This is a genomic window from Serratia sp. B501, assembly GCF_051172315.1.
GTDB classification, from domain to species: domain Bacteria; phylum Pseudomonadota; class Gammaproteobacteria; order Enterobacterales; family Enterobacteriaceae; genus Serratia; species Serratia ureilytica.
Genome location: NZ_JBPIZB010000002.1, coordinates 570,835 through 592,378 on the forward strand (window position 1 = coordinate 570,835; position 21,544 = coordinate 592,378).

The following is a 21,544-nucleotide window of genomic DNA, read 5'->3' on the forward strand; positions in this document are numbered from 1 at the left end:
TTGCATGCAAAACATGCAATAGTGCAATTATATCTTTGTTAACAACCGGCGGTTTCCATTTAGTACAACCGGTTCTATAATGAGACGCATTAACTCTTTGTGCCGACCGATGCCACAGGCGAGTACGCCTCAACTTGATTAGCATAGTAACAGGACTGAATTCGCATGACCGACAACAACATCGCATTGAAGAAGGCCGGCTTAAAAGTCACGCTTCCGCGACTCAAAATCCTGGAAGTACTGCAAAATCCGGAATGCCATCACGTCAGTGCGGAAGATTTGTACAAAAAACTGATTGATATGGGCGAAGAGATCGGGCTGGCAACGGTTTATCGCGTACTGAACCAGTTTGACGATGCGGGCATTGTGACACGTCACAATTTCGAAGGCGGCAAGTCCGTGTTCGAGCTGACCCAACAGCATCACCACGATCACCTGATTTGCCTGGATTGCGGCAAAGTGATCGAATTCAGCGACGAATCCATCGAAGTGCGCCAGCGTGACATCGCCAAGCAGCACGGCATCAAGCTCACCAACCACAGTCTGTACCTGTACGGCCACTGTGAAACCGGTGACTGTCGCGAAGACGAAACGCTGCACGACAAGAAATAAGCCCTGACCGGCTATGAAAAACCGCCTCATCTTGAGGCGGTTTTTTTATGCCCGCCATGCAGCAGACAAAAAAATCCCCGGACCAGCCGGGGAAAATCATGTCATGAAATACCACAATTGCAGCGGCACAGCGACTCCACGAACTACTCTCACTACAACGTCCGCCCTGCGCCGACACGCGCGGGCGAACGCATTCCCCCTTCGTTATGATGCGGCCCGCCGCCAAAACTGCGGGCCGCACCGCCCTTCTTAGACCTTCTCGGCGCGGCTGTAGCGTTTGCCGTCCGGGCTGACCGAGCGCACCTGTACTTCGCCGGAGACCGCAGGTTTAGCCTTGGCATCATAGCGCTGCCACTGCTTACCGCCGTCGGTGGAGTACTCGATGCCCAACCCCGGCAGCGCGATATTCGCCTCCAGCTTGCCGCCCGCCACGCGAGCGCCCGGCACCGGCAGACGATAAGCCACGCCGCCTTTGTCCAGCTTGGCCAGTTCACGCTGGCCCAGAATATTGGCGAAGCGCAGCCAATCTTTCTCCAGCGTCTTGGTATCGACAAAGTGGGTTTCCCCGCCTTTGTATTCGCGGCCGGCGCGATAGTCCTGCTCCCAACCGGCGCGATGCCAGGCGCGCTCCGCCACCGACAGCGCGCGTGGGAAGATCATGTATTCCATCTGCGGGTCGGTGCGCTGGGTTTCGCTCCACAGCTGAGCGGAAAGTCCATATGCCCCCGGCCACGGCTTGTCGCTCTTGGCGTTGAAGTGGTTGCCGTCTCGGTCAACCGAGGTTTCCGCGTTCTGCGGCATGTTGTCCGGCGCGAAGCTGAACACCTTGCGCTCGTCGCTGAAGCGGGTGCCCCAGTAGTAACCGCGCTCGTCCGGGTTCACCTCGTAAGGGAAGTCCATATAGACGTAGTCCGGGTTGGAGACCACCACTTCATACCCTTTGTTGGCCCAGTCGTTGACGCTGTCGAAACCGCCCCAGTACAGGGTGTCCCAGAAGTTGACCCCCACGCGCGAGGTGGCGAACGCCTTCGAACTCTCGGCGTCTTTCAGGCCGTCTTGCCAGGCCTGCATTCTGTCGATGCCGTGCGCCTTCACCAGCTTGCTGACCTCTTGGCCGAAGTAGCTCGGCAGGTGCTCCATGTCGGCCACTTTGCCCTCTTTGATCATCACCTGGCACACCTGAGACTTGGCCCACGGCTTGTCTTCATTGCTCTGGTCAATGATGCCTTTACCCGGTTCCGGTTTCGCCTTGTCGGTGTAGCCGGCGCCCAGGCGGATGTTTTTCGCTTCGTCGCCGCCAAAGTGCCAGGTCTTAATCGGCTGGCCGGCTTCTTTATGCATCTGGGCAATCTCGCCAATCACCTTGTCGACAAAGCGCTGGGAGGAATCCAGGCACGGGTTCAGGTAACTCTGACGGTTAAAGAACTGCACGGAGGTGGTATTGGAGGTATCGGTCGGATCCACCAGACGGAATTCGTTGGCCTCCTGCTCTTTGCCGGCGGCATGCAGTTTCTTGTAGCGCGCTTCCATCGAGACCACCGCCGCGCGGGCGTGCGCCGGCATGTCGATCTCCGGGATCACCTCAATCTGGCGCGCCTCGGCGTATTTGATGATGTCGATGTAGTCCTGACGAGTGAAGAAACCGCCGTAGACATCCGGCCCCTGGCCGTACTGCGGCAGCAGGCAGGTGGTTTCGCTCAGATCGTGGCAGCGCTGGCCGCCGACTTCCGTCAACTCAGGCAAGCCGGGAATTTCGATACGCCAACCTTCGTCATCGCTCAGGTGGAAGTGGAATTTGTTGAGCTTGTAAGCCGCCATCTGATCCAGCAGGCGCAGCACCGCATCCTTCTTATGGAAGTTACGCGCCACGTCGAGGAAAATGCCGCGATACTGGAAGCGCGGCGCATCGCTGGCGTCGAGCGTGGCGATCTTGCCGCTGCCGTCGGTCGGCACTAACGACAGGATAGACTGCAACCCGTAGAACACCCCGGCCTGATCGAAGCCAATCACCCGCGCCTCTTTCTTGCCGATCTTCAGCTCATAAGCGCCCGGCACCGCCATCGCGCCTTTAAACTTGCCCGGCTGGATGTCGGTCTTGATCGGGTAACCGTTGGCCTGAACCGGCACGCCCAGCAGCGCGAAGCGCTGGTTGACGACATCCACCGCCGGCTTGACCAACGCACTCAGATCCGGCGATACCCCTTTGCGCAGATCGGCGTCCTGCGCGTGCACTTTCACCTGCATCGGCGTCGGCACGATCTGGCCGCGCAGCGCGCCGACGGGCAGCGTCTGCAGATCGGCGTTGCTGACAAAACGCGAAGCCGGCGTCATCAGAATATTTTTGTCGTCCTTGGTGCGCTTCCACTGATCGCCGGTAAACGGCGCCACAAACTGATCCAGATTTTCGGTGTCGGTATTCGCCAGCATTTTCGGCTTGGCGTCGCCGGAAGTGGCATACCAGCGGGGCAGGAAGTCGTTTCTGAACAGCTGCCAGTATTCGGCGACCACCGGGATTTCCACCGCCTTACCGGCCGGGAAACCGCTGAATTTGGCGGTCGGCTCCAGCTTGTACAGATCGCCAGTGAGGTGAGCGATCTTGAACTGATCGTTGTCTACCCGCAGAGTCTGGCGCGGGCTGTGGAAATAAATGATCCAGTCTTTGCCGTCGATCGCCTGCCCGTCGTTGCTCAGGGTGAACAACACCCGGTTGCATGAGGCCCAGTCTGCGCCCAGCGCCGCGCAATCCACGCCGTTTTCCCCGGCGCGGTTATCCAGCATTTTCACGTTCAGCTTCAGTTGGCTCAGCTGATCCACCAGCTGTTGATCGGCCATGGCGCTCCCCATGCCGCCCAGGAATCCCATCGTTGCCGTCAAGGCGGCCAGTGCGCTCAGTTTGAATGCGTTCATCTTCTCGTCCTTCTTAATTATTGTTATCGCGAATTTCTTGCCACAGCTTGCCGCACTTGGCGTCGTAAGCCTGACCGTTACCGCTGTGAACCGCCATAATGCAGTTCTGATAATCCATCACCCGTACCGTTTCCTGCGCAGCGAACTGCTGGTGCTGTTTCTCTTGTTTCAGCACGTTCAGTACCGCCTTGCACGGCTGCAGACGCTCCGGCGAGCCTTCCGCGGTATTGATGCAGGCGCTGTAAGCCTGTTTCAACTTGGCGTCTTCCGGCGGCGCGGCGGGTTGCGCACAGGCGCTCAGCGCCGCAGCGGCCGCTAACATCAGCATGATTTTTTTCATCGTTGAATTCCCTTAACTGCCCCGGCGGCGAGGCCGGGGAACGCATCAGAAGATGGTGAATGGCGCGATGACCATGAACTTGACGTCTTTCTCGTCCTGGAAGATGTTGCCGTAACCGCCGCCCCAGCTCGGAATGTTGGTGTGGTTGTCATACTGGGTGTAATGCAGCTTGAGCAGCGTGCCCTTGGCTCGCCCTTCCTGGATGGTGTACATCGCGTCCAGACTCCAGGCGCTCTCTTTCAGGCGCTGGCTCTGATCGTAGATCGGGTTGGTGCTCGGCTTGGCGTCCCACGCGTAAACGTAAGAGCCGCCGACCGCCATGCCCGGCAGGTTCCAGTTGCTGAGGTCATACATCACGCCGGCATACACCGCTTTTTCGCCGTTGGCGTTAAAGTCGGAGCGGTTATCCCACCACACGTCCAGGCGACCGTTTGACGAGGCGTAGGTCGGGGTCATGCGTTGCAGGAAGAAGCCCTGATTGCCTTCCGCCTTGACCATGGTGCCTTCCAGACGCCAGTTGAACTGGCCGGTGGTGTAACCGAAGGTCAACGCCTGCAGCCAGGCCAGGCCGTCATAGATGCTGTTCGGATCGTTCTTGTTGCTGATGCGGTCTTCCGCGCCATAGAACTGGTAACTGGTGGTCAGCGGGTTGCCCAGCAGATCGAATTTGTAAGACGCCTTGGTGAAGTACTGATTCACGTACCCCTGGGCCTGGCCGTAAGCGGCTTCCAGCACCAGATCGTTTTTGAAATCGTACTTGGCGCCCAGCGAGTGCAGGTAGGAGACACGGGTTTTCTTATCGTTCTGGCGGAAGTCGTCCATCTCGATATGCCACGGCGCTTTGTATTTGTCGGCCCACATGTAGGAGAAGCTCAACGCGCCGGCATCGCCGTAGTCGAACTTGGCGCCGGCTTCAGCTCCCTGATAAGTGCCCGGCATAAAGCTCCAGTGCGGCGCCAGCAGGGTTTGGCCGCTCGGCTGAATATAGCCGGCGCGCGCCCAGACCGGGCCGTATTTGAATTTGGCGGCGGCTTTGTACAGGCTGATACCGCCTTTATCACCGGAGTAGTCTTCGTCGTAGGTACGGTTCTTCGAAGAGAACGCGATTTCGTTCGGGTGACCGCTGGCGCTGGATTCAGCCAGTTCGATGGCAGTAAAAGTGCCGACATCCAGACCGAACATGTCCCAGGCGTAGCCCGACGCGAAATCCAGGCTCAGGTTGGCGGTAGAGTGGGACAGGTTGGTGGTGTATTGATTGTAATCCTTGCTGTCCGGATTGAGATCTTTACGGTCACGCTCACGTTGCCAGTAATAAATGCCGCCGGTCAGCGTGGAATCCTCGATAAACCCTGCGGCTTTCACCTCAGGCGCCATGGCAAACCCTGTTCCCAACAGCGCGCCCGCGACTGCGAGCGCCAGCGTTTTACGCTGAGCACCGTGCGTACCCATATTGAAATTCCTCTTTGACTTAACTTAAAAGTTGCAGCCGCCTGTGTTCACCACTGCCCTGCACGACTGCCAATAAAAAACCCGAACGGGTAAAAAATATTGCCGACGAGATGTTATTCCCACAGCACTAATTGCTACAGACAGACTATTTTTCGCGACGCGAATTATCAAATGAAAAATGCGGAAGATTTGTCAAAGTATGACAAGGAGCACATATCGGTGATAATTTGTTACGCTGGCATTCATGGAAGGTGCCGAATAAAAAATTCAATTAAATCAGAATAAATACGGATACCAGGTCAACCAGAGACGATTAATGGTTTCAGCCTGACTAAATCCGTCAGTCAGGTGATAAAAGTTGAGAGCGCTCTCTAAATGAAATTAATTCGCATCACGAATATATAAGTAAAGATTAAGACTACTAAGCCCAATATAAGAAAACTTATTGATTAACGCACCGCAGTTAATTAAACGCAGCCCGGAAAAACGTGGCGGGAATAGATGATTTACTCAATAGCAGGCATAAAAAAGCGCGGCCTGAGCCGCGCTGATACATTAATTTTCGAGGCGATTAAGATTAGCCTTCGATTTTTGCCCAGGTGTCACGCAGACCGACGGTGCGGTTAAACACCAGGTGCTCAGCCGAAGAGTAATGGCTGTCGGCGCAGAAGTAGCCTTCACGCTCGAACTGATAGGCTTTCTCCGGCTGCGCGACCGCCAGACTCGGCTCAACGAAACCGTGCTTGATCACCAGCGATTCCGGGTTAATGGTGGAGAGGAAGTCCTCCGCCGCGCCCGGGTTAGGCACGCTGAACAGACGATCGTACAGGCGAATTTCCGCCGGCAGCGCGTGCGCCGCAGACACCCAGTGGATCACGCCCTTCACCTTGCGGCCGTCGGCAGGATCTTTGCTCAGCGTTTCCGCATCGTAGCTGCAGAAGATGGTGGTGATCTCGCCGGCTTCATCTTTCTCGACGCGCTCGGCCTTGATCACGTACGCGTTGCGCAGACGCACTTCCTTACCCAACACCAGACGCTTGTACTGCTTGTTGGCTTCTTCGCGGAAGTCGGCGCGATCGATATAGATCTCACGGCTGAACGGCACATCGCGGTGTCCCATTTCCGGCTTGTTCGGGTGGTTAGGCATGCTGACCATTTCCACCGCATCGCCCATGTTCTCGATGACGATTTTCACCGGATCCAGCACCGCCATGGCGCGCGGCGCGTTCTCGTTCAGATCGTCGCGGATGCAGGATTCCAGCGCCACCATTTCGACGTTGTTGTCTTGCTTGGTCACGCCGATGCGCAGGCAGAACTCGCGGATCGAGGCGGCAGTATAACCGCGGCGGCGCAGACCGGAGACGGTCGGCATGCGCGGATCATCCCAACCTTCGACGATCTTCTCGGCCACCAGCTGATGCAGCTTGCGCTTCGACATGATGGCGTATTCGAGGTTGAGACGCGAAAACTCGTACTGGCGCGGGTGGCAAGGAATGGTGATGTTATCCAGCACCCAATCATACAGACGGCGGTTATCCTGGAATTCCAGGGTGCACAGCGAATGGGTGATCCCTTCCAGCGCATCGGAAATGCAGTGGGTGAAATCGTACATCGGGTAGATGCACCATTTATTGCCGGTCTGGTGGTGTTCGGCGAACTTGATGCGGTACAGCACCGGATCGCGCATCACGATAAACGGCGAAGCCATATCGATCTTGGCGCGCAGGCAGGCGGCGCCTTCGGCGAATTCGCCGTTGCGCATCTTCTCGAACAGCGCCAGGTTCTCTTCCACGCTGCGACCGCGGTACGGGCTGTCTTTGCCCGGCGCAGTCAGGGTGCCGCGGTATTCACGGATCTGCTCCGGCGACAGTTCGTCGACGTAGGCCAGCCCTTTGCTGATAAGCTCCACCGCATACTGGTGCAGCTGATCGAAATAGTCTGAGGAGTAACGAACGTTGCCGCTCCACTCAAAGCCCAGCCACTCCACGTCGTGCTTGATAGACTCGACGAACTCGATGTCTTCTTTCACCGGGTTGGTGTCGTCGAAACGCAGGTTGCACTGGCCCTGATAGTCCTTGGCGATGCCGAAGTTCAGGCAGATGGACTTGGCGTGGCCGATATGCAGATAGCCGTTAGGCTCCGGCGGGAAACGGGTATGTACCGACGTGTGTTTCCCCGACGCCAGATCTTCATCGACGATCTGACGGATAAAATTGGTTGGGCGGGCTTCAGCCTCACTCATTTCACTGTTCCTCAATGCAAAGCGCTACACATAACCGCCTATGATCCAACAAGCCACGTCTGGAAACAACCGTTTGTTTCATGAAAAATGCGGCGCGTTGCACCATCGGCGCGCAGCGCACCGCCGTGGGGCGAAACGGGATAAAAAAAGCGGGAAGAGATCGCTCTCTTCCCGCCAAGTCGGGGCAAACTCCGCCATGATGCGTGCTCGGCCCCAGGCACTACTCAGGTAAAAACAGCCTTATTTCTGGATCTCATACAGCTTGGTCTGACCGGCGACCACAGAGCCGCTGGCCAGCGCCGCCAGGCCGGCGTACTCGTCAGAGTTGCTGACTACCACCGGGCTTATCATCGAACGCGCATTGGCATTCAGGTAATCCAGATCCAGTTCCAGAATCGGTTGACCGGCTTTCACTTCCGCGCCCTCTTCCACCAGGCGTTTGAAGCCCTGGCCTTCCAGCGCGACGGTGTCGATCCCCATGTGCACCACGATCTCGGCGCCCTTGTCGGTTTCCAGGCAGAATGCGTGGTTGGTATTGAAGATTTTCACCACGGTGCCGTCAGCCGGCGCCACCACGATCTTGTCGGTCGGGCGAATCGCCAGGCCGTCGCCTACCGCCTTACTGGCGAAAGCTTCGTCCGGCACCTGTTCGAGCGCCACCACTTCGCCGGTCACCGGCGCCAGCAGCGTTTCAAACGCGGCTTTCGGCGCGTTCGGCACCGCCTGCGGTTTGGCTTCCGCGGCAGGCGCCGCCGCCGGGGTCGCCGCTGCCGCTACCGGGCCGGCCGCAATCACGTTGCGCATTGCGCTGGCGATAAGTTCGGCACGGGTGCCGACGATCACTTGCACGCTCTGCTTGTTCAGGCGGATAACGCCCGACGCGCCGAGGCGTTTCGCCAATGCGTCGTTCACCAGCGCGGAGTCTTTCACATTCAAACGCAGGCGGGTGATGCAGGCGTCGATGCCGGTCAGGTTGTCGGAACCGCCGATCGCGCCGACGTAACGACGAGCCAGGGTGGTGGTTTCGTTCTCGTCTTTACCGGCGTTGCTGTCGACGTTGACGTCGTAGCCGTCGGTTTCGTCACCGGCAACCGCCAGCTCGCGGCCCGGGGTCATCAGGTTGAATTTTTTGATGGTGAAGCGGAACACCACGTAGTAGATGACGAAGAACACCAGGCCTTGCGGGATCAGCATGTACCAGTGGGTCGCCAGCGGGTTGCGAGACGACAGCACCATATCCACCAGGCCGGCGCTGAAGCCGAAACCGGCGATCCAATGCATGCTGGCGGCGATGAACACCGAGATACCGGTCAGCACGGCGTGGATCACGTACAGCACCGGCGCCACGAACATGAAGGAGAATTCCAGCGGTTCGGTAATACCGGTAAAGAAGGCGGCGAAAGCGGCCGCCAGCATGATGCCCGCCACTTTGGCTTTGTTCTCAGGACGCGCGCAGTGGTAAATGGCCAGCGCCGCCCCCGGCAGACCGAACATCATGATCGGGAAGAAGCCCGCCTGATAACGGCCGGTGATGCCGACAACCGCTTTACCGGCTTCGATCGACTGCTGGCCGCCAAGGAAGTTAGGAATATCGTTGATGCCGGCCACGTCGAACCAGAACACCGAGTTCAGCGCGTGGTGCAGGCCGACCGGGATCAGCAGGCGGTTGAAGAAGGCGTAGATGCCCGCGCCGACCGAGCCCATTTTCTGAATGTGTTCACCGAAGTTCACCAGACCGTTGAAGATCACCGGCCAAATGTACATCAGGATGAAAGCCACCAGGATCATCAGGAAGGAAATGAGGATCGGCACCAAACGGCGGCCGCTGAAGAACGACAGCGCCTTGGGCAGCTCGACGCCGCTGAAGCGGTTGTACACTTCGGCGGAGATGATGCCCACCAGAATACCGACGAACTGGTTCTGGATCTTGCCGAACGCGGCGGGCACCTGATCGAGCGGGATCTTCTGAATCATCGACACGGCGGCCGGGGAACAGAGGGTGGTCAGCACCAGGAAGCCGACGAAGCCGGTCAACGCGGCGGCGCCGTCCTTGTCTTTGGACATGCCGTAGGCCACGCCGATAGCGAACAGCACCGACATGTTGTCGATGATAGCGGAGCCGGATTTAATGAAGAAAGCGGCGAGCGCGTTGTCGCCGCCCCAACCAACAGGGTCAATCCAGTACCCGACGCCCATCAAGATGGCGGCGGCGGGCAGCGTGGCGACCGGCACCATCAGCGCCCGTCCCACCTTTTGCAAATAACTAAGAATGTTCACCTTTTCCCCCTATGTTGTCCGCGGACGGACCCTATTAGTAGTTTATTTGAAGCTCTCACTACCTTTTTAGAAACAGCGCTTGGCACGTATCACTCATGCCGAGTGTAAAAAATTTATTTTGTATCGCAAATTAAAACCTCCCTTTTTGTGATAAATATCACCAAAAAGTAGTCTTTACCTCCCAGATTGCTGGCCATCACACAAAACTTATTTTATCATTCAAAAAATCAACCGGACGGACGATTCACGCGAGAATCATAAAGCTGGGTTACGCTTACGACTCCCGCAGGCCCGTACAGTATAGCTTTAGTTTACTTATCCCAAGAGGTGTTAGATGAGACTTATCCCACTGAAAGATACCGCACAAGTCGGCAAATGGGCCGCGCGTCATATCGTTCAACGCATCAACGCATTCAAGCCAACCGCAGAGCGCCCGTTTGTTCTCGGCCTGCCCACCGGCGGCACGCCGCTGGAAGCCTACAAACATCTGATTGCGATGCACAAAGCAGGTGAAGTAAGCTTTAAGCATGTTGTGACTTTCAACATGGACGAGTACGTTGGCCTGCCGCAGGAACACCCGGAAAGCTATCACACCTTCATGTACCGCAACTTCTTTGATCACGTTGATATCCCTCGCGAAAATATCAACCTGCTGAACGGCAACGCCGCGGATGTCGACGCCGAGTGCCGCCAGTACGAAGAGAAGATCAAGTCTTACGGCAAAATTAACCTGTTCATGGGCGGCGTGGGCATCGACGGCCATATCGCGTTCAACGAGCCGGCTTCGTCCCTGGCGTCGCGCACCCGCATCAAAACGCTGACCGAAGACACCCGCATCGCCAACTCGCGCTTCTTCGGCGGCGACGTCAGCCTGGTGCCGAAATATGCGCTGACCGTCGGCGTGGGCACGCTGCTGGACGCGGAAGAAGTAATGATCCTGGTCACCGGCCACGCCAAGGCGCAGGCGCTGGAAGCCGCAGTGGAAGGCAATATCAACCACATGTGGACCATCAGCTGTCTGCAGCTGCACGCCAAAGCGGTGGTGGTGTGCGACGAACCGGCCACCATGGAGCTGAAAGTCAAAACTGTCAAATATTTCCGCGAGTTAGAAGCGGAAAGCGTTAAAAGTCTTTAATCTTTGCAGGGGGCTACGATGTTCGCTTTAACCCACGGCCGAATCTATACCGGCCACGACGTACTTGATGACCATGCAGTCATTATCGCTGATGGGCTGATCGAGAAAGTCTGCCCGGCGGCTGAATTGCCCGCCGGCATCGAAACGCGCGACCTGGGTGGCGCCATCCTGGCCCCCGGGCTTATCGACGTGCAGCTGAACGGCTGCGGCGGCGTACAGTTCAACGATTCGCTGGAAGCGATCTCGGAAGAAACGCTGGAGATCATGCAGCGCGCCAACGAGAAATCCGGCTGCACCAGCTATCTGCCGACGCTGATCACCAGCAGCGACGAATTCATGAAGCACAGCGTCGACGTGATGCGCGCTTATCTGAAAAAGCACCAAAACCAGGCGTTGGGCCTGCACCTGGAAGGGCCATACCTCAGCCCGGTGAAAAAAGGCACCCACAATCCGGCGTTCATTCGCAAGCCGACCCAGGAAATGATCGATTACCTGTGCGCCAACGCCGACGTGATCACCAAGGTGACACTGGCGCCGGAAATGGTTGAACCGCACTTTATCAAGCAGCTGACCGAGGCCGGCATCGTGGTCTCCGCCGGCCACTCGAACGCCACCTACGATCAGGCTCGCACCGGTTTCGCCGCCGGCATCAGCTTCGCCACCCACCTGTACAACGCCATGCCTTATATCACCGGCCGCGAACCGGGGCTGATGGGGGCAATCTTCGATACGCCGGAGGTCTATACCGGCATCATCGCCGACGGCCATCACGTGGCCTGGGCGAGTATCCGTAACGCCAAACGCCTGAAAGGTGATAAATTGGTCTTGGTCACCGATGCCACCGCGCCGGCGGGTGCAGATATTGACCAATTTATTTTCGCCGGTAAAACAATATACTATCGGGATGGGCTGTGCGTGGATGAGAACGGCACCCTGAGCGGTTCCGCGCTGACCATGATCGAAGCGGTGCGAAACAGCGTCGAGCATATCGGCATCGCGCTGGACGAAGCGCTGCGCATGGCGACGCTGTATCCGGCGCGCGCCATCGGCGTCGATCACCGTCTGGGCACCCTCGAAGCCGGCAAGGTGGCTAACCTGACCGCCTTCACCCGTGATTTCAAGATCACCAAAACGCTCGTTAACGGTAACGAGGTTTAATTCAATGAACAGCGAGTAAAATTATTGATGAGCACTGGCGGACAAGCACAAATAGGGAACGTTGACTTAGTCAAACAACTTAACGGCGCGGCAGTTTACCGCCTGATCGACCAGCAGGGCCCGATCTCGCGCATTCAGATTGCCGAACTCAGCCAGCTCGCCCCCGCCAGCGTCACCAAAATTACTCGCCAGCTGCTGGAGCGCGGGCTGATCAAAGAAGTCGATCAGCAAGCCTCCACCGGCGGCCGCCGCGCGATCTCCATCGTGTCGGAAACCCGTCATTTCCATACCGTCGCGGTGCGTCTCGGCCGCCACGACGCCACCATCACCCTGTATGACATGAGCGGCAAGTCGCTCAGCGAAGAACACTATCCGCTGCCGGAACGCACTCAAGAAACGCTGGAGAATGCGCTGTTCGCCGCCATCGCCCAATTCATCGACGCTAACCAGCGCCGCCTGCGCGAGTTGATCGCCATCGCGGTGATCCTGCCCGGCCTGGTGGATCCGGCGCTGGGCGTGGTGCGCTACATGCCGCACATCAGCGTCAGCAATTGGGCGCTGGTGGACAACCTGCAGCAGCGCTTTAACGTCACCAGCTTCGTCGGCCACGACATCCGCAGCCTGGCGCTGGCGGAGCACTACTTCGGCGCCACCCGCGACTGCGAAGACTCGATTCTGGTGCGCCTGCACCGTGGCACCGGCGCCGGCATCATCGTCAACGGGCAGATTTTTCTCGGCAACAACGGCAACGTCGGCGAGATCGGCCATATCCAGATCGATCCGTTGGGGGAACGCTGCCACTGCGGCAACTTCGGCTGCCTGGAAACCGTGGCCGCCAACGCCGCGATCGAACAGCGCGTGCGCCAGCTGCTGAGCCAGGGCTACCCGAGCAAACTGACGCTGGAAGACTGCGGCATCAACGCCATCTGCAAGGCCGCCAACCGCGGCGATCTGCTGGCCAGCGAAGTGATCGAACACGTAGGCCGCTATCTGGGCAAAGCGGTGGCCATCGCCATCAACCTGTTCAATCCGCAGAAGGTGGTGATCGCCGGTGAGATCACCGAAGCGGACAAGGTGCTGCTGCCGGCGATCCAGAGCTGCATCAATACCCAGGTGCTGAAGGACTTCCGCAAAAATCTGCCGGTGGTGACCTCCGAACTCAATCATCGCTCGGCGATCGGCGCTTTCGCCCTGGCCAAACGCGCGATGCTCAACGGCGTGCTCTTGCAGCGATTGCTGGAAAGCTGATCCGCCGCTTCTGGCAGGCGTGTTATCGTCACCCTTCGCCTGCCGTAATCATGAGAAACAGCGACAAATGAAAATCAAAAACGTTATATGCGATATCGACGGCGTGCTGCTGCATGACAATACGCCGGTGCCCGGCGCCGATCTGTTCCTGGCGCGCATCCAGGAACAGGGCATGCCGCTGGTGGTGCTGACTAACTACCCGTCACAGACCGCGCAGGATCTGGCGAACCGCTTCGCCGCCGCCGGGCTGGAAGTGCCGGAGAGCGCGTTCTACACCTCGGCGATGGCCACCGCCGATTTCCTGCGCCGTCAGGAAGGCAAAAAAGCCTATGTGGTCGGCGAAGGCGCCCTGATCCATGAGCTGTACAAAGCCGGTTTCACCATCACCGACATCAACCCGGACTTCGTTATCGTCGGTGAAACCCGCTCTTACAACTGGGACATGATGCATAAAGCCGCCTACTTCGTCAGTAACGGCGCGCGCTTTATCGCCACCAACCCGGATAGTCACGGCCACGGCTTCTCGCCGGCCTGCGGCGCGCTGTGCGCCCCCATCGAGAAGATCACCGGCCGCAAGCCGTTTTACGTCGGCAAGCCCAGCCCGTGGATCATTCGCGCCGCACTGAACAAAATGCAGGCGCACTCGGAAGAGACGGTGATCGTCGGCGATAACCTGCGCACCGACATTCTGGCGGGCTTCCAGGCCGGCCTGGAAACCGTGCTGGTGCTGTCCGGCGTCTCCACGCTGAGCGACATCGAAACCATGCCGTTCCGCCCGAGCTACGTCTACCCTTCCGTCGCCGATATCACCATCTTCTGATGCGGCCATGGCGGCCGCCCGGCCGCCATTATTTCCTTCTCCCTCAGCGTCGGTTTGAATTTAATTCGTTCATGGCCGTAAAAGGTTTCAGCCTGCCTGCGTTAAAAATCCTCATTATAACGTTACGCCCCGCCAATAGCTGATATTGCCGGCGAGCGAAAAACCCTTACCCCTAATTAATGAGGCTACCATGAGCACAAATAACACTATTAATGCCGTCGCCGCCGATGACGCGGCCATTATGCCGTCTATCGCCAATAAAAAGATCCTGATGGGTTTCTGGCACAACTGGGCCGCCGGCGCCAGTGACGGCTATCAGCAAGGCCAGTTCACCAATATGAACCTGACCGACATTCCCGCCGAGTACAACGTGGTGGCCGTCGCCTTTATGAAAGGCCAGGGCATCCCAACCTTCAAGCCTTACAACCTGTCCGACGCCGAGTTCCGCCGCCAGGTGGGCGTGCTGAACAGCCAGGGCCGCGCGGTGCTGATCTCCCTCGGCGGCGCAGACGCGCATATCGAGCTGAAAACCGGCGACGAAGACAAGCTGAAAGACGAGATTATTCGCCTGGTGGAAGTCTATGGCTTCGACGGACTGGATATCGATCTGGAACAGGCGGCGATCGGCGCCGCCAATAATAAAACCGTCTTGCCTGCGGCGCTGAAAAAAGTAAAAGACCATTACGCCGCCCAGGGGAAAAACTTTATTATCAGCATGGCGCCGGAATTCCCATACTTACGTGAAAATGGCACCTACCTGGATTATATCAGCGCCCTCGAAGGCTATTACGACTTTATCGCGCCGCAATATTATAACCAGGGTGGCGATGGCCTTTGGGTTGAAGAAATTAAAACCTGGCTGACCCAAAACGACGATACCAAGAAGGAAGACTTCCTCTACTACCTGACGGAAAGCCTGGTTACCGGCACCCGCGGCTATGCGAAGATCCCGGCGGCGAAATTCGTCATCGGCCTGCCGAGCAACAACGACGCCGCCGCCACCGGCTACGTGATCGATAAACAGGCGGTGTATAACGCTTTCTCGCGTCTCGACGCCAAAAACCTGTCGATCAAGGGCCTGATGACCTGGTCAATCAACTGGGACAACGGCAAGAGCAAAGCCGGCGTCGCCTACAATTGGGAGTTCAAAACCCGCTATGCGCCGCTGATTCAGGGCGGCGTCACCCCGCCGCCGGGAAAGCCTAATGCGCCGACGGCGCTGACGGTCGCCGAGCTGGGCGCCACCTCGCTGAAACTGAGCTGGGCCGCCGCCACCGGCGCCTCACCGATCGCCAGCTACACCGTCTACCGCAACGGCAACCCGATCGGCCAAACCGCCGGTCTGTCGCTGGCCGACAGCGGTCTGACGCCGGCAACCCAGTACAGCTACTTCGTTACCGCGACCGACACCCTGGGCAATACCTCCCTGCCGAGCAGCGCGCTGGCGGTCAAAACCGCCAATGACGGTACGCCGCCCGATCCGGGCGCGCCCGAGTGGCAGAACAACCACAGCTACAAAGCCGGCGACGTCGTGAGTTATAAAGGCAAGAAATACACCTGTATTCAGGCGCACACCTCCAATGCCGGCTGGACGCCGGATGCCGCGTTCACCCTCTGGCAGCTCATCGCCTAATCGCTAATCGATTGCCGGTCAAACTGGCCGGCAATCCCGCCATCACGCTAAAAATTGCATAATCGATAATTTTTCACGCCGATAACTGAAAATCCGTTAAAAACCTCAGCTACGCAAACAACTATTTCTCAGCGCATGGCTAAAACGCTTGCATCCTCTGCAGCTTTTGGCGCATTTTCATAACCACAGCGCAGCAAAATCGCGTTATCGCTGATAAATCGGCAATGCTGCCCATAACAGTAAAAACAACATCACAGTCATAAAAGCCCGTTAGGAGAGTTGTATGTGTTCTATTTTCGGTGTGCTCGATCTGAAGTCCGATCCCGTTGAACTGCGTAAGAAAGCGCTGGAGCTGTCACGTCTGATGCGCCACCGCGGCCCGGATTGGTCCGGCGTTTACGCCAGCGACAAAGCCATTCTGGCTCACGAACGCCTGTCGATCGTCGACGTCAACAACGGCGCTCAACCGCTGTACAATGCTGCGCACACCCACGTTCTGGCGGTCAACGGCGAAATTTACAACCATCAGGCGCTGCGCCAACAGCTGAGCGACCGCTATGCCTTCCAGACCGGCTCCGACTGTGAAGTGATCCTGGCGCTGTATCAGGAGAAAGGACCGGAGTTCCTCGACGATCTGCAAGGCATGTTCGCCTTTGCCCTGTATGACACCGAAAAAGACGCCTACCTGATCGGCCGCGATCACCTGGGCATCATCCCGCTGTATATGGGCCATGACGAACACGGCAACCTGTACGTTGCCTCGGAAATGAAAGCGCTGGTGCCGGTGTGCCGCACCATCAAGGAATTCCCGGCCGGCAGCTACCTGTGGAGCCAGGACGGCCAGATCCGCGAATACTATCGCCGCGACTGGTTCGATTACGACAGCGTCAAGGACAACGTGACCGACGCCGCCGCCCTGCGCACCGCGCTGGAAGAGTCGGTGAAAAGCCACCTGATGTCCGACGTGCCTTACGGCGTGCTGCTCTCGGGCGGGCTGGATTCCTCGGTCATTTCGGCGATCACCAAGAAGTACGCCGCGCGCCGCGTGGAAGATCAGGAACGCAGCGAAGCCTGGTGGCCGCAGCTGCACTCCTTCGCCGTCGGGCTGGAAGGCTCGCCGGATCTGCGCGCCGCGCAGGAGGTGGCCAACCATCTGGGCACCGTGCACCATGAGATCCACTTCACCGTGCAGGAAGGGCTGGACGCCATCCGCGACGTGATTTACCACATCGAAACCTATGACGTCACCACCATCCGCGCGTCGACGCCGATGTACCTGATGTCGCGCAAAATCAAGGCGATGGGCATCAAGATGGTGCTGTCCGGCGAAGGCGCGGACGAAGTGTTCGGCGGCTACCTGTACTTCCATAAGGCGCCGGACGCCCGCGAATTCCACGAAGAGACCGTACGCAAACTGCTGGCGCTGCACATGTTCGACTGCGCGCGCGCCAACAAGGCGATGTCCGCCTGGGGCGTCGAAGCCCGCGTGCCGTTCCTGGACAAAAAATTCCTCGACGTGGCAATGCGCATCAACCCGAAAGATAAAATGTGCGGCAACGGCAAAATGGAAAAACACATCGTTCGCGAATGTTTCGAGTCCTATTTGCCCGCCAGCGTGGCCTGGCGCCAGAAAGAGCAGTTCTCCGACGGCGTCGGCTACAGCTGGATCGACACGCTAAAAGAGGTGGCTGCGCAGCAAATTAGCGATCAACAGCTCGAAACCGCGCGTTTCCGCTTCCCGTACAACACGCCGACGTCGAAAGAAGGCTACCTGTACCGCGAAATCTTCGAGGAGCTGTTCCCGCTGCCGAGCGCCGCCGAATGCGTGCCGGGCGGCCCATCCGTCGCCTGCTCGTCCGCCAAGGCCATCGAGTGGGATGAATCGTTCAAGAAGATGGACGATCCTTCCGGCCGCGCCGTCGGCGTGCACCAGGCCGCCTATAAATAATCGCGCGGCATTTTCCCCGGGGCGGGCCTTTTGGCCCGCCTTTTTGTTGCCTTTTCCGCCCGCCAACTGCCTGAATTGCCGATTTTATCGCCATAATGTTCACAACCCAGACAAACGGCGCTTCCGGGCGCTTTTTCGGGAAAAAACTTGTTGACGCAAATCGGTCATATACGCATAATGCGCCCCGCAACGCCGATGAAGGCAAAGCAAAAAAAGAGGGCTACGTAGCTCAGCTGGTTAGAGCACATCACTCATAATGATGGGGTCACAGGTTCGAATCCCGTCGTAGCCACCATCTCTTTTTTGTATTTGCGGGAGTGGCGAAATTGGTAGACGCACCAGATTTAGGTTCTGGCGCCGCAAGGTGTGCGAGTTCAAGTCTCGCCTCCCGCACCATTTCTCTTCATCGTCGGCGCAGTATGTTGATGGGGTATCGCCAAGCGGTAAGGCACCGGTTTTTGATACCGGCATTCCCTGGTTCGAATCCAGGTACCCCAGCCATATTCTTTCGGGAATGGGGTTTCAACATAAGATTTGTTTGCAGGTGGGGTATCGCCAAGCGGTAAGGCACCGGTTTTTGATACCGGCATTCCCTGGTTCGAATCCAGGTACCCCAGCCATAACAAACTGCTTGCAAATCAAAGAAGTAAAAAGTAACATCGGCTACGTAGCTCAGCTGGTTAGAGCACATCACTCATAATGATGGGGTCACAGGTTCAAATCCCGTCGTAGCCACCATAATTGGGGTGTCGCCAAGCGGTAAGGCTCTGGTTTCTGATACCAGCATACCCAGGTTCGAATCCTGGCACCCCAGCCATATTTAGAAAAGCCCGCTTCGGCGGGCTTTTTGCTGTCTGCCGTTCAGCCAACCTTAAATAGGCCCAGCCACCGCTGAGCCCTGTCGGTTACAATCCCAAGGCGTACTTCAACGCATGCTCTTTCAGCTTGCCCGCCCGCTGCGCGGCCATCAGCGCCAGATTGCGCGCCACGGTCAGCGGCGCCAGGTTATTGCTGAAGGCGGTATAGAACAGATCCATGCCGCTCTGCATCAACAGATTGTCGGTACGGCGGCGACGTTGATAGCGCAGCAGCACCGCCTCGCCGCTCCAGTCTTCTCCCTGCTCCCGCGCCTCGCTCAGCACGTTCAGCAAGGCATCCACATCGCGATACCCCAGATTGACGCCCTGCCCGGCCAGCGGGTTGATGGTATGCGCCGCATCGCCCAGCAGCGCCAGGCCCGGCAGCACGTAGCGCTGCGCATGACGGCGCGTCAACGGGAACGATCCGGCGGCGTGCACCTTGACCGGGCCCAGTCGCGCCGGAAAAGCGGCGGCGATCTCGCGCTCCAGCTGCGCCGGCGGCATCGCCTGCAGTTGGCGAATGCGCTGCGGGCTGTCATACCACACCAGCGACGCCCAGCTGTCGTACAGCGGCAGGAAAGCGCGCGGCCCTGACGGGAAGAAGCGCTGCCAGGTCACATCCTGCTGCGGCGCGCCGGTATCGACGGTGATCAACATGCACGCCTGACGATACTGCCAGCCGTTGGTGCCGATCGCCGCCAGCTTGCGCACCTGCGAGTTGGCGCCGTCGGCGCCGACAACCAGCCGCGCCTGCAGCGTTTCACCGCTGTCCAGCGTCAGTTGCCAGGCCTTGTCCGCCCGCTGCAGCGATTGCAGCCTGGCGGGGCACAGCAGCGTCAAATTGGCGCACTGTGCGAACTGCTGCCACAGCGCCAGCTGCAAAATGCGGTTTTCCACCATAAAGCCCAACTCCGGCAGCCCCAGAGATAGCGCATCGAACGCCACGCGCGACGACGCCCATTCCCAGGTCTCCAGCCGGCGATATGGCGCCGTGCGCATCGCCGTCACGGCGGGCCAGGCGCCGAGCTGTTTCAGCAGCCCCACCGAGGTGCAGCCGATAGCGGAAATGCGCAGGTCCGGCGGGCTTTGCGCCTCGAACGCCTGCGGCGCCTGATGTTCCAGCAACGCCACCGACCAGCCCGCCTGCGCCAGGCCCAGAGCCGCCGCCGCGCCGACCATGCCGCCGCCCACCACCACCGCGTCGTACCGATTTTGAGATGTCTTCATATTGGCTATGTTTTCTATGTGAATGCTCGCCATCCCACCCGACATGGCGTTTTGCGCAGTGTACCGGATTTTCGCTTCGGCTTCAGGTTGCGTGCCATTTTCCCCCGCGCTGGTCACAACGGCGGCAAATGATTACAATACGCGCCCTGCATGTCGCGTAACGCAACTTTCGCTCCGCACTGAGTAATGGCAAGTCAATGACGAAAAAACTACATATCAAAACCTGGGGCTGCCAGATGAATGAGTACGATTCATCGAAAATGGCCGACCTGTTGAACAGCACGCACGGCTTCGAGTGGACCGACAACGCCGAGGAAGCGGACGTGCTGTTGCTGAACACCTGCTCGATCCGTGAAAAAGCGCAGGAAAAAGTTTTCGCCATGCTGGGGCGCTGGCGCTTGCTGAAAGAGAAGAACCCGTCTGTCATCATCGGCGTCGGCGGTTGCGTGGCCTCGCAAGAAGGCGAACTGATCCGCAGCCGCGCGCCTTGCGTCGACGTGGTATTCGGCCCGCAGACCCTGCACCGCCTGCCGGAAATGATCAACCACGTTCAGGGCACCCGCAGCCCGGTGGTCGATATCAGTTTCCCGGAGATCGAAAAGTTCGACCGCCTGCCGGAGCCGCGCGCCGAAGGCCCGACCGCGTTCGTGTCGATCATGGAAGGCTGCAACAAATACTGCACTTTCTGCGTGGTGCCATACACCCGCGGCGAGGAAGTGAGCCGCCCGAGCGACGACGTGCTGTTCGAAATCGCCCAACTGGCGGCGCAGGGCGTGCGCGAAGTCAACCTGCTCGGCCAAAACGTCAACGCGTACCGCGGCGCCACGCATGACGGCGATATCTGCTCGTTCGCCGAACTGCTGCGCCTGGTGGCCGCCATCGACGGCATCGATCGCATTCGCTTCACCACCAGCCACCCTATCGAGTTCACCGACGACATCATCGCGGTGTATGAAGACACGCCGGAGCTGGTCAGCTTCCTGCACCTGCCGGTGCAGAGCGGTTCGGATCGCATCCTGACCATGATGAAACGCGCCCATACCGCGCTGGAGTATAAGGCGATTATCCGCAAGCTGCGCAAGGCGCGCCCGAACATCCAGCTCAGCTCCGACTTCATCGTCGGTTTCCCGGGCGAGAGCCAGGCCGACTTCGAACAGACCATGAACCTGATCGCCGACGTCAACTTCGACGTCAGCTTCAGCTTCATCTATTCGTCGCGCCCCGGTACGCCGGCGGCGGACATGGTTGACGACGTCAGCGAAGAAGAGAAAAAACAGCGGCTGTATATTCTGCAGGATCGCATCAACCAGCAGGCGCTGCAGTTCAGCCGCCGCATGCTCGGCACCGTCCAGCGCATTCTGGTGGAAGGCACCTCGCGCAGAAGCGTGATGGAGCTGGCCGGGCGCACGGAGTGCAACCGTGTGGTAAACTTCGAAGGCACGCCCGACATGATCGGCCAGTTTGTCGACGTGGAAATTACCGAGGTGCTGACCAACACCCTGCGTGGCGCAGTGGTGCGCACCGAACAGCAGATGGATCTGCGCGTACATGAATCCCCGCAGACGGTGATCGCCCGTACCCGCAAAGAAAACGCGCTGGGCGTCGGCATTTACCAGCCCTGACGCCGCGGCGGCCCGCCTTATCGCCGCCCGTTCGCGCTACCCCTTACCGTTTCTCCGCCGGGCGTC

General features: G+C 58.6%; 14 protein-coding genes and 6 tRNA genes. 14 read left to right on the forward strand and 6 right to left on the reverse strand.

Annotated elements, in window-relative coordinates; all coding sequences use genetic code 11:
* Positions 1 to 165 precede the first annotated feature (165 nt).
* Positions 166 to 612, forward strand: a complete 447-nt coding sequence (gene fur / locus ACSBQV_RS09265; protein WP_019454058.1) for a ferric iron uptake transcriptional regulator — start codon at positions 166 to 168, stop codon at positions 610 to 612.
* 249 nt (positions 613 to 861) lie between these two features.
* Here the strand turns inward: fur and ACSBQV_RS09270 are convergent, their stop codons facing one another.
* The 5 genes from ACSBQV_RS09270 to nagE form a co-directional block, all read right to left on the reverse strand.
* On the reverse strand, positions 862 to 3,519 hold the full coding sequence (locus tag ACSBQV_RS09270; RefSeq protein ID WP_099785378.1) for a beta-N-acetylhexosaminidase: 2,658 nt from the start codon (positions 3,517 to 3,519) through the stop codon (positions 862 to 864).
* 13 nt (positions 3,520 to 3,532) lie between these two features.
* Entirely contained in the window at positions 3,533 to 3,859 is a 327-nt protein-coding gene (gene chiQ, locus ACSBQV_RS09275) for a ChiQ/YbfN family lipoprotein (protein ID WP_004939944.1), read from the reverse strand.
* 45 nt (positions 3,860 to 3,904) lie between these two features.
* Positions 3,905 to 5,308 carry a chitoporin ChiP gene (gene chiP / locus ACSBQV_RS09280; RefSeq protein WP_099785380.1) on the reverse strand — a complete coding sequence of 468 codons (1,404 nt, stop codon included), beginning with the start codon at positions 5,306 to 5,308 and terminating at the stop codon, positions 3,905 to 3,907.
* A gap of 577 nt (positions 5,309 to 5,885) precedes the next feature.
* Positions 5,886 to 7,550 carry a glutamine--tRNA ligase gene (gene glnS / locus ACSBQV_RS09285; RefSeq protein ID WP_099785382.1) on the reverse strand — a complete coding sequence of 555 codons (1,665 nt, stop codon included), beginning with the start codon at positions 7,548 to 7,550 and terminating at the stop codon, positions 5,886 to 5,888.
* A 240-nt stretch (positions 7,551 to 7,790) separates the two neighbouring features.
* Entirely contained in the window at positions 7,791 to 9,827 is a 2,037-nt protein-coding gene (nagE, locus tag ACSBQV_RS09290) for an N-acetylglucosamine-specific PTS transporter subunit IIBC (RefSeq protein ID WP_099785384.1), read from the reverse strand.
* 334 nt (positions 9,828 to 10,161) lie between these two features.
* Here nagE and nagB point away from each other — a divergent pair, with 334 nt between their 5' ends.
* From nagB to ACSBQV_RS09350, 12 genes are all read left to right on the forward strand, one after another.
* The gene (gene nagB, locus ACSBQV_RS09295) at positions 10,162 to 10,962 is read left to right on the forward strand and encodes a glucosamine-6-phosphate deaminase (RefSeq protein ID WP_004939952.1); all 801 of its coding nucleotides are present in this window, start codon (positions 10,162 to 10,164) and stop codon (positions 10,960 to 10,962) included.
* A gap of 18 nt (positions 10,963 to 10,980) precedes the next feature.
* Entirely contained in the window at positions 10,981 to 12,120 is a 1,140-nt protein-coding gene (gene nagA / locus ACSBQV_RS09300; RefSeq protein WP_033642173.1) for an N-acetylglucosamine-6-phosphate deacetylase, read from the forward strand.
* Positions 12,121 to 12,147: 27 nt separating this feature from the next.
* Positions 12,148 to 13,368 (forward strand): DNA-binding transcriptional regulator NagC, encoded by a 1,221-nt coding sequence (gene nagC / locus ACSBQV_RS09305; RefSeq protein WP_019454064.1) that lies wholly within the window; start codon positions 12,148 to 12,150, stop codon positions 13,366 to 13,368.
* A 67-nt stretch (positions 13,369 to 13,435) separates the two neighbouring features.
* Positions 13,436 to 14,188: an HAD-IIA family hydrolase gene (locus tag ACSBQV_RS09310; RefSeq protein ID WP_004939957.1), complete on the forward strand. Its 753-nt coding sequence runs from the start codon at positions 13,436 to 13,438 to the stop codon at positions 14,186 to 14,188.
* Between the two features lie 190 nt (positions 14,189 to 14,378).
* Complete coding sequence (locus ACSBQV_RS09315) at positions 14,379 to 15,821, forward strand: carbohydrate-binding protein (RefSeq protein ID WP_033642172.1); 1,443 nt, start codon at positions 14,379 to 14,381, stop codon at positions 15,819 to 15,821.
* Between the two features lie 283 nt (positions 15,822 to 16,104).
* Complete coding sequence (asnB, locus tag ACSBQV_RS09320) at positions 16,105 to 17,769, forward strand: asparagine synthase B (protein WP_033642171.1); 1,665 nt, start codon at positions 16,105 to 16,107, stop codon at positions 17,767 to 17,769.
* Between the two features lie 218 nt (positions 17,770 to 17,987).
* Positions 17,988 to 18,064 (forward strand) — tRNA-Met (locus ACSBQV_RS09325).
* A gap of 16 nt (positions 18,065 to 18,080) precedes the next feature.
* Positions 18,081 to 18,165: transfer RNA gene (locus tag ACSBQV_RS09330), tRNA-Leu, on the forward strand.
* 30 nt (positions 18,166 to 18,195) lie between these two features.
* Positions 18,196 to 18,270, forward strand: a tRNA-Gln gene (locus ACSBQV_RS09335).
* A gap of 44 nt (positions 18,271 to 18,314) precedes the next feature.
* A tRNA-Gln gene (locus tag ACSBQV_RS09340) sits at positions 18,315 to 18,389 on the forward strand.
* Between the two features lie 41 nt (positions 18,390 to 18,430).
* Positions 18,431 to 18,507 (forward strand) — tRNA-Met (locus ACSBQV_RS09345).
* A 4-nt stretch (positions 18,508 to 18,511) separates the two neighbouring features.
* Positions 18,512 to 18,586: transfer RNA gene (locus ACSBQV_RS09350), tRNA-Gln, on the forward strand.
* Positions 18,587 to 18,674: 88 nt separating this feature from the next.
* Here ACSBQV_RS09350 and ubiF read toward each other — a convergent pair.
* Positions 18,675 to 19,856: a 3-demethoxyubiquinol 3-hydroxylase gene (ubiF, locus tag ACSBQV_RS09355; protein ID WP_089191295.1), complete on the reverse strand. Its 1,182-nt coding sequence runs from the start codon at positions 19,854 to 19,856 to the stop codon at positions 18,675 to 18,677.
* Between the two features lie 197 nt (positions 19,857 to 20,053).
* Between ubiF and miaB the strand changes: the two genes are divergently transcribed.
* Entirely contained in the window at positions 20,054 to 21,478 is a 1,425-nt protein-coding gene (miaB, locus tag ACSBQV_RS09360; protein WP_099785390.1) for a tRNA (N6-isopentenyl adenosine(37)-C2)-methylthiotransferase MiaB, read from the forward strand.
* Positions 21,479 to 21,544 lie beyond the last annotated feature (66 nt).

Excerpts from the sequence above, each read along its gene's own strand:
- ACSBQV_RS09315 (WP_033642172.1), top strand. The coding sequence starts at position 14,379 with ATGAGCACAAATAACACTATTAATGCCGTCGCCGCCGATGACGCGGCC.
- fur (WP_019454058.1), top strand. The coding sequence starts at position 166 with ATGACCGACAACAACATCGCATTGAAGAAGGCCGGCTTAAAAGTCACG.
- ACSBQV_RS09310 (WP_004939957.1), top strand. The coding sequence starts at position 13,436 with ATGAAAATCAAAAACGTTATATGCGATATCGACGGCGTGCTGCTGCAT.
- asnB (WP_033642171.1), top strand. The coding sequence starts at position 16,105 with ATGTGTTCTATTTTCGGTGTGCTCGATCTGAAGTCCGATCCCGTTGAA.
- chiQ (WP_004939944.1), bottom strand. The coding sequence starts at position 3,859 with ATGAAAAAAATCATGCTGATGTTAGCGGCCGCTGCGGCGCTGAGCGCC.
- ACSBQV_RS09270 (WP_099785378.1), bottom strand. The coding sequence starts at position 3,519 with ATGAACGCATTCAAACTGAGCGCACTGGCCGCCTTGACGGCAACGATG.
- nagB (WP_004939952.1), top strand. The coding sequence starts at position 10,162 with ATGAGACTTATCCCACTGAAAGATACCGCACAAGTCGGCAAATGGGCC.
- nagA (WP_033642173.1), top strand. The coding sequence starts at position 10,981 with ATGTTCGCTTTAACCCACGGCCGAATCTATACCGGCCACGACGTACTT.
- glnS (WP_099785382.1), bottom strand. The coding sequence starts at position 7,550 with ATGAGTGAGGCTGAAGCCCGCCCAACCAATTTTATCCGTCAGATCGTC.
- ubiF (WP_089191295.1), bottom strand. The coding sequence starts at position 19,856 with ATGAAGACATCTCAAAATCGGTACGACGCGGTGGTGGTGGGCGGCGGC.
- nagC (WP_019454064.1), top strand. The coding sequence starts at position 12,148 with ATGAGCACTGGCGGACAAGCACAAATAGGGAACGTTGACTTAGTCAAA.
- chiP (WP_099785380.1), bottom strand. The coding sequence starts at position 5,308 with ATGGGTACGCACGGTGCTCAGCGTAAAACGCTGGCGCTCGCAGTCGCG.
- miaB (WP_099785390.1), top strand. The coding sequence starts at position 20,054 with ATGACGAAAAAACTACATATCAAAACCTGGGGCTGCCAGATGAATGAG.